The sequence below is a fragment of the Nocardia sp. CC201C genome (genome assembly GCF_030010695.1).
GTDB classification, from domain to species: domain Bacteria; phylum Actinomycetota; class Actinomycetes; order Mycobacteriales; family Mycobacteriaceae; genus Nocardia; species Nocardia otitidiscaviarum.
On record NZ_JASCXP010000207.1, the window covers coordinates 1 to 12,788 of the forward strand.

Consider the following 12,788-nt stretch of genomic DNA (forward strand, 5'->3'; position numbering starts at 1 on the left):
TTCCCCCTGCGCCTACTTGTGCGGGAGCCCGCACCCCCCGCGCCCGAACCCGCGGGGGGTGCACATTCTCGGCGGAAATCCATGCGTAGCGGCGGTTTCCGTGATCTCCACCACGACACGCCGCGCGGCACGCCGTATCACCAGTCGCGACGTGTGGCGGAGTCAAAACCTGTCGGAGGGGACGCTTAGTATGTCTGCGTGTCAGCCTCGTCGGGTTCCTTCGTGCATCTCCACAACCACACCGAGTACTCGATGCTCGACGGCGCGGCGAAGATCACGCCACTGTTCAAGGAAGCGCATCGCCTCGGCATGTCCGCGGTCGGCATGACCGACCACGGCAATATGTACGGCGCGTCGGAGTTCTACAACACCGCCGTCAAACAGGGCATCAAGCCGATCATCGGCATCGAGGCGTACATCGCGCCCGAATCCCGCTTCAACACCAAGCGCGTGCAGTGGGGCGATCCGTCGCAGAAGAGCGACGACGTCTCCGGTTCGGGCGCCTACACCCATATGACCATGGTCGCGGAGAACGCGACCGGTCTGCGCAACCTGTTCAAGCTGTCGTCGCTGGCCTCCATCGAGGGCCAGCTCGGCAAGTGGGCGCGCATGGACGCCGAGATCATCGCCGAGCACGCCGCGGGCATCATCGCCACGACCGGGTGCCCCTCCGGCGAGGTGCAGACCCGGCTGCGCCTCGGCCAGGAGCGCGAGGCGCTGGAGGCCGCGGCCAAATGGCAGGAGATCTTCGGCCCGGAGAACTTCTTCCTCGAGATCATGGACCACGGCCTGTCCATCGAGCGCCGGGTGCGCGAGGGCCTGCTCATGGTCGGCGAGAAACTGGGCATTCCGCCGCTGGCCACCAACGACTGCCACTACGTGCACGAGTCCGACTCGGCCAACCACGAGGCGCTGCTGTGCATCCAGACCGGCAAGACGCTCTCGGATCCGACCCGCTTCAAATTCGACGGCTCCGGCTACTACCTCAAGTCGGCCGACGAGATGCGTGCCCTCTGGGATGCCGAAGTGCCCGGGGCCTGCGACAACACGGTGCTCATCGGTGAGCGGGTGCAGTCCTACGAGGAGGTTTGGGCGCACCGCGACCGGATGCCGGTCTTCCCGGTGCCCGAGGGCGAGACGCAGGCCAGCTGGCTGCACAAGGAGGTCATGCGCGGCCTGGAGTGGCGCTTCCCGAACGGGGTGCCGCAGGAGTACGTCGACCGCGCGAAGTTCGAACTCGACGTCATCATCCAGATGGGCTTCCCGGCCTACTTCCTGGTGGTCGGCGACCTGATCAAGTACGCCCGCTCGGTCGGCATCTACGTCGGCCCGGGTCGTGGTTCGGCGGCGGGCTCGCTGGTCGCCTTCGCCATGGGCATCACCAATATCGACCCCATCCCGCACGGGCTGCTGTTCGAGCGCTTCCTCAATCCCGAGCGCGTGTCCATGCCCGATATCGATATCGACTTCGACGATCGCCGTCGTGGTGAGATGGTCCGCTACGCCACCGAGAAGTGGGGCAGCGACAAGGTCGCCCAGGTGATCACCTTCGGCACCATTAAGACCAAGGCCGCGCTGAAGGACTCCGCGCGCGTCCAGTTCGGCCAGCCCGGCTTCGCCATCGCCGACCAGATCTCCAAGGCGCTGCCGCCGCCGATCATGGCCAAGGACATTCCGCTCGCGGGCATCATGGATCCCGAGCACGAGCGGTACAAGGAGGCCGCCGAGGTCCGGGAGCTCATCAACACCAACCCGGACGTCAACAAGATCTACGAGACCGCGCGCGGCCTCGAGGGCCTGATCCGCAACGCCGGTGTGCACGCCTGCGCGGTCATCATGTCCAGCGAGCCGCTCACCGACGCCATCCCGGTGTGGAAGCGGCCCCAGGACGGGGCCATCATCACCGGCTGGGACTACCCCAGCTGTGAGGCCATCGGCCTGCTGAAGATGGACTTCCTGGGCCTGCGCAACCTCACCGTCATCGGTGACGCCCTGGAGAACATCAAGGCCAACCGCGGGATCGACATCGACCTCGACACCCTGGCGCTGGAGGACACGGCCACCTACGAACTCCTCGCCCGCGGCGACACCCTCGGCGTCTTCCAGCTCGACGGCGGGGCCATGCGCGATCTGCTGCGGCGCATGCAGCCCACCGGCTTCGAGGACATCGTGGCCGTGCTGGCGCTGTACCGTCCCGGTCCCATGGGCATGAACGCCCACAACGACTACGCCGACCGCAAGAACGGGCGGCAAGAGGTCAAACCCATCCATCCGGAGCTCGAGGAGCCCCTGAAGGACATTCTGCGCGACACCTACGGCCTGATCGTGTATCAGGAGCAGATCATGCAGATCGCGCAGAAGGTGGCCGGGTACTCGCTCGGTCGAGCCGATATTCTGCGCCGCGCCATGGGCAAGAAGAAGGCCGAGGTGCTCGAGGCCGAGTTCGAAGGCTTCGAGAAGGGCATGCTGGAGAACGGCTTCAGCAAGCCCGCCATCAAGGCGCTGTGGGACACGATTCTCCCGTTCGCCGGGTACGCGTTCAACAAATCGCACGCCGCGGGCTACGGTCTGGTGTCCTTCTGGACCGCCTACCTCAAGGCCAACTATCCCGCCGAGTACATGGCGGGTCTGCTCACCTCCGTGGGCGACGACAAGGACAAGGCCGCCGTCTACCTCGCCGACTGCCGCCGCCTGGGCATCCAGGTGCTGCCACCGGACGTCAACGAGTCCGAGATGGAATTCGCCTCGGTGGGCAACGACATCCGCTTCGGCCTGGGCGCGGTGCGCAATGTCGGCGCGAACGTGGTGGCCTCGATCATCGCCGCGCGCAAGGAGAAGTCGAAGTTCACCGACTTCTCCGACTACCTCAACAAGATCGACGCCATCGCCTGCACCAAGAAGGTCACCGAATCTCTGATCAAGGCGGGCGCTTTCGATTCGCTGGGGCATCCGCGCAAGGGCCTGCTGGTGGTGCACTCCGATGCCATCGACGCGGTGATGTCCACCAAGAAGGCCGAGGCCATGGGCCAGTTCGACCTCTTCGGCGGACTCGACGACGGCGACGACTCGGTGGCCAGCGTCTTCAATGTGAAGGTGCCCGACGAGGAGTGGGAGACCAAGCACAAACTCGCCCTGGAGCGGGAGATGCTGGGCCTGTACGTGTCCGGGCATCCGCTCAACGGCGTCGAACACGTGCTCGCGGCGCAGTCGGACACCCAGATCCCGGCCATTCTGGAGGGTGAGGTCAAGGACGGCGCACAGGTCACCATCGGCGGCATCTTCGCCAATGTCACCCGCCGCGTGAACAAGAACGGCCTGCCCTGGGCGTCGGCGCAACTGGAGGATCTCACCGGTGGTATCGAGGTGCTGTTCTTCCCGCAGTCCTACTCGGTCTTCGGCATGGATGTCACCGAGGACGCCATCGTGCTGGTGAAGGCGCGCGTCTCCGCCCGCGACGACCGGGTCTCGCTCATTGCCAACGACCTGGTGGTGCCGGATCTGTCGGCCATCGGCGTGGAGAAGCCGCTGTCGGTGACCATTCCGACCCGCCTGTGCACGCCGGAGAAGATCGGCAAGCTCAAGCGCGTGCTGACCAGCCATCCCGGCACCGCCGACGTGCATATCCGCCACGTCGGCTCCCGCGACCGCACCACGGTGCTGAAAGTGGCGGACAATCTGCGGGTTTCGCCGTCCTCGGCACTCATGGGCGATCTCAAGGCGCTGCTGGGTCCGGGCTGCCTGACCGGCTGATCGGCGTATCGGTACGGCCGGTCACAGCCAGGTGGGGTCGCCGAACACCCCGCCGGAGTCGTCCACCAGCGTCGAGGTCACCTGCATGTACGAGTAGCTGCGGATACTGACCGGACCGGTGCAGCTGTTGACGATGATGTGGAAGTCCCGGGTGATGGCCCACGCGGTATCGCCCGGGACGACCTGCTTCTCGGTGAGCTTCACCTCCTTGACCTCGCCGGGGGCGAGGGTCGCGGTGAGCACCGGGGCCACATAGGTCTGAATGCCGGTCTGGCCGTTGAGGTAGGGGATGGGGTTGGTGCCGCCGGTGCCGACATCGGGCAGGACATCGTCGGGGTAGATGCTCGAATTGAGCCCCAGCGCACCGTTGTTCAGATTCACCGCGCAGCCGACGTGGTATCCGGCGACCAGCGTGCCCGTGGCGCCGCCGTCGATGCGGCCGTAGAAGGTATTGCTGACCAATGCCTCACGGGTGGTGCCCACCTGGTTCAGCGGCGGAATCCGATGGACCGACTCGTCCTTGTGTCCGACGGTGAAACTGCCGATCGGTGAGGCGAACACCCGCTCGTGCGGGGGCAGGGCTTCGATATCGGCCCGCGCCACGGGGGCGCCGAGGACCGCGCTGACGGTCAGAGCGAAACAGATGATCCCTGAGCGTGCGACCACCCCACGCAAGGTAGTAGCCGAACGGTATCAAGCCAGGTAGGACACGCTGACCGGGGCGGAATCGTAATCAGCCGCGGGCGCGGCCGACCAGCCAGCGAATGCTCGCGACAGTGGCGGCGGTGAGGACGGCGAGCTGGAGCGATCCGGTGATGAGGGCGAGGACCAGGCCGATCATCAGGGCGGCGGCGAGGGCCTCGAGTTTGTACACCGGCCAGGCCGAGCCCGCGATATCCACGGTCGCGCCGTGGGAGCGCGCCATGCGCGTCGGGTGAACCACTGCCATGTGCTCAGGGTACCCGGCGGTGAAAGTTCGGCCAAGCGAACTTCTTGTCGGGAACATAACAGGACCACCGGCTGTTTGCTCGTGCATGCCACTAACCGGAGAGTACGAACCCAGCACATCCGATTGGGCCCGTGAACAGGCCGAGAAGTATGAGGCATCCAACGGGGCCGAGGGCAACACCATGCAGGGCAAGCCCATCGTCCTGCTGACCACGCGGGGCGCGAAGTCCGGCAAACTCCGCAAGACCCCGCTCATGCGGGTGGAACACAATGGTGAGTACGCGGTCGTCGCCTCGCTCGGCGGCGCGCCGAAGCATCCCGTCTGGTACTGGAACATCAAGGCCGATCCGCACGTCGAATTGCGCGACGGCGCGGTGGTGAAGGATTACGACGCCCGTGAGGTCTTCGGTGACGAGCGGGAACAGTGGTGGCAGCGCGCCGCCGAGGTGTGGCCCGACTACAACGAGTACACCAAGAAGACCGACCGGGTGATCCCGGTCTTCGTGCTGACCCCGCGCTGAGCGAACTCGCACATCCCCCGATTGCCGCCCGGGTACGTGGACTGGACCACGCGCCCGGGCGGTTCGTCGTTTCCAGCGGTGATCGCGCGCGGTTTCCCGGCGGTGATCGCGTGCGCTTGGACCGGTCGCCGAAATCTCGTCGCGACCTGCCCGCTAGCATGGGTCGGGTGTCGAATCCGCTCGAAGTCGCAGAGAAAGTGTCCACGCCGCCGCCCGCATTGACGGCGGACGAGATCGATGCTGCCGCGAAGCGAATTTCCGACATTATCGAGCCGACGCCGTTGCAGCGAATCGCGCGGCTGTCGGCGGCGACGGGCGCCGAGGTCTACCTCAAGCGCGAGGATCTCACGGCGGTGCGCTCCTACAAACTGCGCGGCGCCTACAACCTGATCGTCCAGTTGACCGCCGCCGAACGCCGGGCGGGCGTGGTCACCGCCAGCGCCGGAAATCACGCCCAGGGCGTGGCCTTCGCGTGCCGGGCCATGGGTATCTCGGGTCGCATCTACGTCCCGACCACCACGCCGAAGCAGAAGCGCGACCGCATCCGCGTGCACGGTGGCGAATACGTCGATCTCATCGCCGTCGGCGACACCTACGACGCCGCCGCGGCCGCCGCGGCCGCCGATGTGGAGCGCACCGGCGCGACCATGGTTCCCCCCTTCGACGATCCGCGCACCGCGGCCGGGCAGGGCACCATCGCCGCCGAATTCCTGGAGCAACTGGGCAGCGCCCCCGATCTGGTGATCGTGCCGGTGGGCGGCGGCGGCTGCCTCGCCGGTGTCGGCACCTATCTGCGGGAGCGGTCGCCGAGCACCGCGATCCTGGGGGTGGAACCGTCCGGGGCCGCCTCCATGACCGCCGCCATGGTGGCGGGCGGCCCGGTCACCCTGCCCGAGATCGACCCCTTCGTGGACGGGGCGGCGGTGCGCCGTATCGGCGCGGTGCCGTATCAGGCGGTGTCGCGGTTCGGCGGCCGGGTGCGTTCGCACGCCTCGCTGCCACTGCTCACCACCACCGAATCCCTGCCCGGCGCAGGACATTTCCGCATGATGCAGGTCGACGAGGGCGCCATCTGCACCACCATGCTGGAGCTGTACCAGAACGAGGGCATCGTGGCCGAACCGGCCGGGGCGCTGTCGGTCTCGGCGCTGTCGGTCGTCGACATCGAACCCGGGTCCACGGTGGTGTGCCTGCTCTCGGGCGGCAACAACGACGTGTCGCGCTACGGCGAGGTGATCGAGCGATCGCTGGTGCACCAGGGGCTGAAGCACTATTTCCTGGTGGACTTCCCGCAGGAGCCGGGGGCGCTGCGGCGTTTCCTGGACGAGGTGCTCGGCCCGGAGGACGACATCACCCTGTTCGAATACGTCAAGCGCAACAACCGGGAGACCGGTGCGGCGCTGGTCGGCATCGAACTGGGCGCTCCCGACGCGCTGGGGCCGCTGCTCAAGCGCATGGAGGCATCGCCCATTCAGGGTGAGCGGCTGGAGCCGGGCTCACCCGCCTACCGCTACCTCACCTGAGCCCCACCCGAATTCGAACGTCCAGGCCCCGAGTCGATCACGGCTCGGGGCCGTCTCTTTCCGGTCGGCTCTTTTCCGGTTCGCCGCGCGGCGGGCGGCGGCGTATCGCAGAATGTAGGCCGTCATTCCCGGGGGATTGTCACGGGGTTAACGGGGGTTCGGGGGCGTCGCGATGATTCGAGTAGTCGACTACGCACGAAACCGAATGTCCTGGGCGGGAGGATGCGTTCCATGAAACGGCTCGTAGTGTGCTGTGACGGCACCTGGAAGGCCGAGTCCGACGACACGGTCTCCAATATCGTGAAAATCGCACAGACGGTGCGCATCACCGGCAGCGACCGCAGCGGGAGACCCGTGGGGCAGCGGGTGTTCTACGTCTCCGGTCCCGGTGCCGGGGGATTCACCTCGGATCGGTTGCTGGGCGGGGCGTTCGGACTCGGTCTGGAGGCCAATCTGTGGTCGGCGTACTGGCAGGTGGCGCTGAACTGGAAACCGGGCGACGAGATATTCATCTTCGGGTTCAGCCGCGGCGCGTACACCGCGCGCAGTCTCGCCGGAATGATCACGCGGCTGGGCATTCTCACCGATGAGGCCATGATCTGCGGCAGGTACCGCGATGCTCAGCGCATCTACAAGCAGCGCAAAAAGCATATCGACGATCCGGATCCGCCCGAGTGGGAACGCTTTCGGAGGCGCTACGCGTATCCGGAACGGCCGAAGATCAACTTCCTGGGCGTGTTCGATACCGTTGGGGCCATGGGCATTCCGGGTGTCACCGCCTGGCGGCACCGCTTCCACGATGTGCGGCTGTCCAGTGTGGTGCACTGCGCCCGCCAGGCTCTCGCCATCGACGAACGCCGCCGCGCCTTCGAACCCTGCCTGTGGGAGATCCCCGTCGAACTACGCGAGAAGTACCGCCGCACCGACCGCGTGAAACAGGTCTGGTTCGAGGGCGTGCACAGCGATATCGGCGGCGGCTACCCCGAATGCGGCCTCTCCGACACCACCCTGCACTGGATGATCCGCGAGGCCGAGGCCGAGGGCCTGGAATTCGACCACGACCGGCTGCGCTCCCTCATGAGCCACTGCGTCCCCGTCGAGCACGACAAACGCCACGACTCCCTGGGTCTGGGCTTCCGTATCCTGAACTACGTCCGCCTGGTCCGGAAATGGCGCACGCCCCGCTTCTACTGGGACTCCTGGCGCAAACTCCTGCACCATACCGACCGCAGTGTCTACTTCGCCTCCACGGTCCGCCTCCGCGACGGCTACACCCCCGACAATCTGCGCCGCTGGCTGCTCGAACACGGCGGCGCAGCGAACACGATTCCGGCGGATCTGGTCGAACCCATCGACCTACCGCCCGCCCCGGCGCCGACCTACACCGCGAACGGCGACACCGCCGACCTCGGAGCGGAGAAACTTCCTACACCGGCTTGACATAGCGATAGCAAGCACCCTGACCGTGCCGTCCGAGGTCGCCGTGCGGTATTCGAACAGTCCCTCGTCCAGTCCCTCGTCGGTCCGGTCCTGTGCATCAGCGCACCAGCAGGGCCACCGGGAGTCGGGCGAACAGTTTCTCCAGGCGGGCGCGGCCGGAGAAGGTGTGGCCGGTGAGGCGGTCGGTCCAGTCGCCCTGCGGGAGGTCGAGAACCGTATCGGTCCAACCGGTTTCGGCCAACGCCACACTGTGGCGGGTGGCGGCGACGATGACCTCGGGAGGTTCGCCGCGGCGGCCGCGGGCGTAGGCGATGAGGCGCTGGGCGTGGTCGCCGGTGGCGAACAGCGGGGTGTAGGTGCCGCCGACGAAGCATTCGGGGCGTTCGCGGCGCAACCACAGGGCGTAGGCGACGATCCACATCTTGGCCGCTCCGGATGGGTCGAGATCCGGTGTGCCGGTGAGGGATTGCAGCAGCAGAATGCGGTGGTTGAAATCGACGGGGCGGCGGTTGTCGGGATCGACGAGGGAATCCTCCCACAATTCGCAGCCCTGGTAGACGTCCGGGATACCCGGGCCGCCGAGTTGCAGCAGCTTTTGTGCCAGCGAGTCCGACCACGCGTGCGGGGCCAGATCGGCAACCAGATCCCCGAGCTCGGCGCCGACCGGGCCGTCGATCACGGTGTCGATCCACTGGTGCACCGCCTGCTCGAACTCGATATCCGGTTCCTCCCACGAGGTTCGGGTACCGGCCTCGCGCATCGCCTTCTCCGCGAACAGGTGCAGCCGATCGCGCAACCCGGGCACGGTGGCGGCCGGGCGGCCGTCGGCGGGCCAGACGCCGAACATGTTCTGTAGCAGGAACAGGGTGGTCGCGCCGTCGGGGCCGGGCGCGATCTCGTCCCAGGCGGTCACCGCCTGCGCCCAGGTGTCGGCCACCTGCGACAGCACCCCGATGCGGGCGCGCACATCCTCACCGCGCTTGGTGTCGTGGGTGGACAGCGCGGTCATGCCGGCGGGCCAGCGCGTCGCGCGCTCGGCGTTGGCGAGGTGGAATTCGATGGGCGAGCAGCCGAAGCGCACCGGATCGGCGCCCATCTCCTGGAGCGACACCAGCCGGGCCGCCCGGTAGAACATGGTGTCCTCCACCGCTTTCGCGGTGATCGCCCCGCCCACCTGATGGAAGCGCGTGGCCGCCTCGCCGCCCACCGCCAGCGCCGTCACCAGCACCTGCAGCGGCGTGGTCAGTTCGCTGTTGCGCCGCGCCACCTCGGCCACCACCGCGCCCACCATCCCGGCCAGCGGCGCGTAGTCGGTGCGGTACACCGGCATGAACGACAGCACCTCGATGGTGGCGTTGGTCAGCGCCATGGTGTCGCAGGTCTCGGCCTTGGCGTCGCGCTTGATCGCCGCCACCAGCCGCCGCATCTCCGGCACCAGCATGGTCTCGGCCACCGCGCGTTTGATGCGGTGCTCCTGCTCGGTGAACCAGGCGCGGTCGCTGCCGTGCCCGGTGAACTGCCTGGACAGTTCGGTCAGCGCCGGCTCGCCGTCCGGATCGAGCAGCACGCCGCCGAGGTCGGCGAGCGCGTCGTAGCCGGTGGTGCCGTCGATGGGCAGGGTGGCGTCCAGCGGTTCGCGATTGGACAGCACCTTCTCCACCAGCAGCAGCCGCTGCGGTCCGATGAGTCGCCGCAGCCGGGCCAGATACTCCGTGGGCCGGGCCAGTCCGTCCGGATGGTCGACCCGCACGCCGTCGATGAGATCGTGTTCGCACCAGGCGGCCAGCTCCCGATGGGTGGCGTCGAAGACGGCGGTCTCCTCCTGCCGCACCGCCGCCAACCCGCCGACGGTGAAGTAGCGCCGATATCCGCACAGCCCGGACTTCCAGGTGACCAGTCGATAGTGCTGCTTGTCGTGCGTGCGCAGCGCGTTCTCGCCGTCGGTGCCGGGCGCGATGGGGAAGCGCAGATCGCGCAGCGCCAGCATGGGTTCGGGCCCGGTGCGGTCCACGCTCAGCGCCGCCACATCGGTCTCCCCGGCCAGTACCGGCAGCGCGATCCGGCCGCCCGCACCATTGCCGGTACTCCAGTCGATATCGAAGTAGTGCGCGTACGGGGACTGCTTGCCGTTGCGCAGCACATCCCACCACCACGGGTTCTGCCGTGGGTCGGCCACGCCCACGTGGTTGGGCACCAGATCCACGATCAGGCCCATGCCGCGTCCGCGCACCTCGTCGGAGAGCGCCTTGAAACCGGCCGGGCCGCCCAGCGCCGCCGAGACCGTGGTGGGGTCGGTGACGTCGTAGCCGTGGGTGGAGCCGGGCATGGCGGTCAGGACGGGGGACAGGTACAGATGCGAGATCCCCAGCTGCTGCAGGTATTCGGCGATGGCGCGGGCGTCGGCGAAGGTGAGCGCGTCCGGTCGCAGCTGCAGCCGGTAGGTGCTGCGCACGGGGGTGCGCCGGGCGATGGCGTCGGTGCTGTGTTCAAGGCTGGTCATGGCTGTATCGATCATGCAGTACGGCGGAGGACGAGCAGGCAGCGCGCGGGGACTTCCACGGGTGTGCCGGCGTGGTATACGCGGTCGGGTGGGGCTCCGGTCGGGGTCGAACAGTCCAGGGCCACAGTCCATTCGGCGCCGTGGTCCGGGTCGGGCAGGGTGCAGGGCAGGGGTTCGTCGTGGGCGTTGAAGCACAGCAGGAACGAATCGTCGGTGATGCGTTCCCCGCGCGGCCCGGGTTCGGCGATGGCGTCGCCGTTGAGGAAGACGGTCAGCGACCGTCCGAAGCCGTTGTCCCAGTCGGCCGCGGTCATCTCGGTGCCCTCGGGGGTGAACCAGCCGATATCGCCGGGATGGGCGTGTTCGGGGGCGGGGCGGCCGTCGAAGAAGCGCCGCCGCCGGAACACCGGATGCGCGGTGCGCAGGGCGACGGCGCGGCGGGTGAAGGCGAGCAGATCGGCATTCGTGCGCATGAGCGACCAATCCATCCAGGACAGCTCGGAATCCTGACAGTAGGCATTGTTGTTGCCGCGCTGGGTGCGACCGAATTCGTCGCCGTGCAGCAGCATCGGCGTGCCCTGGGACAGCAGCAGCGTGGCGAGCAGATTGCGCTGCTGCCGGGCGCGCAGTGCGAGCACGGCGGGATCGTCGGTCTCGCCCTCCACTCCGCAGTTCCAGGAGCGGTTGTAGGTTTCGCCGTCGCGGTTGCCCTCGCCGTTGGCCTCGTTGTGTTTCTCGTTGTAGGACACCAGGTCCGCGAGGGTGAAACCGTCGTGCGCGGTGACGAAGTTGATGGACGCGCCGGGGCGGCGGCCGGTGGTCTCGTACAGGTCCGAGGAGCCGGTCAGCCGGGAGGCGAACTCGCCCAGCGTCGCCGGTTGTCCGCGCCAGTAATCCCGCACGGTGTCACGGTATTTGCCGTTCCATTCGGTCCACAGCACCGGGAAGTTGCCGACCTGATAGCCGCCCTCGCCCACATCCCAGGGTTCGGCGATGAGTTTGACCTGGCTGACCACCGGATCCTGGTGCACCAGGTCGAAGAAGGTGGACAGCCGGTCCACATCGTGCAGTTCGCGCGCCAGGGTGGCGGCCAGGTCGAAGCGGAACCCGTCGACGTGCATGTCGAGCACCCAGTAGCGCAGCGAATCCATGATCAGTTGCAGGGTGTGCGGATGGCGGACGTTGAGGCTGTTCCCGGTGCCCGTGTAATCCATGTAGTGCTGCGGATTGTCGTCCACGAGACGGTAGTAGGCGGCGTTGTCGATGCCGCGAAAGCCGATGGTGGGCCCGAATTCGTTGCCTTCGGCGGTGTGGTTGTAGACCACGTCCAGGATGACCTCGATACCGGCGGCGTGCAGGGCGCGCACCATGGCCTTGAACTCGGTGACGGCCGCGCCCGGGGCCGGGTTGGCGGCGTACTCGTGATGCGGGGCCAGATAGCCGAAGCTGTTGTAGCCCCAGTAGTTCCGCAGGCCGCGATCCAGCAGCACGCGGTCCTGGAGGAACTGGTGCACCGGCATGAGTTCGACGGCGGTGACGCCGAGGCCGCGCAGATGGTCGACGATGGCCGGATGCGCCATCCCGGCGTAGGTGCCGCGCAGTTCCGGCGGCACCTCGGGGTGGGTGACGGTCATGCCCTTGACATGGGCCTCGTAGATGACCGTCTCGTGGTAGGGGCGTTTGGGCGAGCGGTCGTCGGCCCAGTCGAAGTACGGGTTGATCACCACGCCGGTCATGGTGTGGCCGAGGGAGTCCCGGCCCGGCGTGTACGGGGCGGGATGGCTGTCGAATTGCCCGTCGAACGCCTTGCCGTAGGGGTCGAGCAGCAGTTTGCTCGGATCGCAGCGCAGTCCGCGCTCGGGTTCGAACGGCCCGTGCACCCGGAAACCGTAGCGCTGGCCGGGGCCGATGGCGGGCACGTAGCAGTGCCACACGTACCCGTCCACCTCGTCGAGCGGAATCCGCTGCTCGCGGTCGCGGTCGTCGATAAGGCACAGTTCGACCCGCTCGGCCACCTCGGAGAACAGCGAGAAATTGGTGCCCGCGCCGTCGTAGGTCGCGCCCAGGGGGTACGCGGTGCCCGGCCAGACGCCCAGTGGCGTGCGG

8 protein-coding genes are annotated in these 12,788 nt (G+C 67.5%); 4 read left to right on the forward strand and 4 right to left on the reverse strand.

The window, feature by feature from the left end; translation table 11 throughout:
* Positions 1-198: 198 nt before the first annotated feature.
* Positions 199-3,750, forward strand: coding sequence for a DNA polymerase III subunit alpha (gene dnaE, locus QK444_RS21050; RefSeq protein ID WP_039812546.1), 3,552 nt, complete (start codon positions 199-201; stop codon positions 3,748-3,750).
* Positions 3,751-3,771: 21 nt separating this feature from the next.
* Here dnaE and QK444_RS21055 read toward each other — a convergent pair whose 3' ends face one another.
* Complete coding sequence (locus tag QK444_RS21055) at positions 3,772-4,416, reverse strand: MspA family porin (protein ID WP_282782870.1); 645 nt, start codon at positions 4,414-4,416, stop codon at positions 3,772-3,774.
* Between the two features lie 67 nt (positions 4,417-4,483).
* Positions 4,484-4,699: a hypothetical protein gene (locus QK444_RS21060; protein WP_039812548.1), complete on the reverse strand. Its 216-nt coding sequence runs from the start codon at positions 4,697-4,699 to the stop codon at positions 4,484-4,486.
* Between the two features lie 85 nt (positions 4,700-4,784).
* Here QK444_RS21060 and QK444_RS21065 point away from each other — a divergent pair, with 85 nt between their 5' ends.
* The 3 genes from QK444_RS21065 to QK444_RS21075 all read left to right on the forward strand — a co-directional run bounded on the left by QK444_RS21065 (position 4,785) and on the right by QK444_RS21075 (position 8,182).
* Positions 4,785-5,219 (forward strand): nitroreductase family deazaflavin-dependent oxidoreductase, encoded by a 435-nt coding sequence (locus tag QK444_RS21065; protein ID WP_282782873.1) that lies wholly within the window; start codon positions 4,785-4,787, stop codon positions 5,217-5,219.
* Between the two features lie 158 nt (positions 5,220-5,377).
* A complete protein-coding gene (gene ilvA, locus QK444_RS21070) occupies positions 5,378-6,742 on the forward strand; it encodes a threonine ammonia-lyase IlvA (RefSeq protein ID WP_143980326.1) in 1,365 nt (454 codons plus the stop codon).
* A gap of 231 nt (positions 6,743-6,973) precedes the next feature.
* Positions 6,974-8,182, forward strand: a complete 1,209-nt coding sequence (locus QK444_RS21075; RefSeq protein ID WP_282782875.1) for a DUF2235 domain-containing protein — start codon at positions 6,974-6,976, stop codon at positions 8,180-8,182.
* A 97-nt stretch (positions 8,183-8,279) separates the two neighbouring features.
* Here the strand turns inward: QK444_RS21075 and treY are convergent, their stop codons facing one another.
* Positions 8,280-10,682 (reverse strand): malto-oligosyltrehalose synthase, encoded by a 2,403-nt coding sequence (gene treY / locus QK444_RS21080; protein WP_282782878.1) that lies wholly within the window; start codon positions 10,680-10,682, stop codon positions 8,280-8,282.
* An 11-nt stretch (positions 10,683-10,693) separates the two neighbouring features.
* Positions 10,694-12,778: a glycogen debranching protein GlgX gene (gene glgX, locus QK444_RS21085; RefSeq protein ID WP_282782879.1), complete on the reverse strand. Its 2,085-nt coding sequence runs from the start codon at positions 12,776-12,778 to the stop codon at positions 10,694-10,696.
* Positions 12,779-12,788 lie beyond the last annotated feature (10 nt).

Excerpts from the sequence above, each read along its gene's own strand:
- QK444_RS21065 (WP_282782873.1), top strand. The coding sequence starts at position 4,785 with ATGCCACTAACCGGAGAGTACGAACCCAGCACATCCGATTGGGCCCGT.
- QK444_RS21060 (WP_039812548.1), bottom strand. The coding sequence starts at position 4,699 with ATGGCAGTGGTTCACCCGACGCGCATGGCGCGCTCCCACGGCGCGACC.
- QK444_RS21075 (WP_282782875.1), top strand. The coding sequence starts at position 6,974 with ATGAAACGGCTCGTAGTGTGCTGTGACGGCACCTGGAAGGCCGAGTCC.
- ilvA (WP_143980326.1), top strand. The coding sequence starts at position 5,378 with ATGGGTCGGGTGTCGAATCCGCTCGAAGTCGCAGAGAAAGTGTCCACG.
- treY (WP_282782878.1), bottom strand. The coding sequence starts at position 10,682 with ATGACCAGCCTTGAACACAGCACCGACGCCATCGCCCGGCGCACCCCC.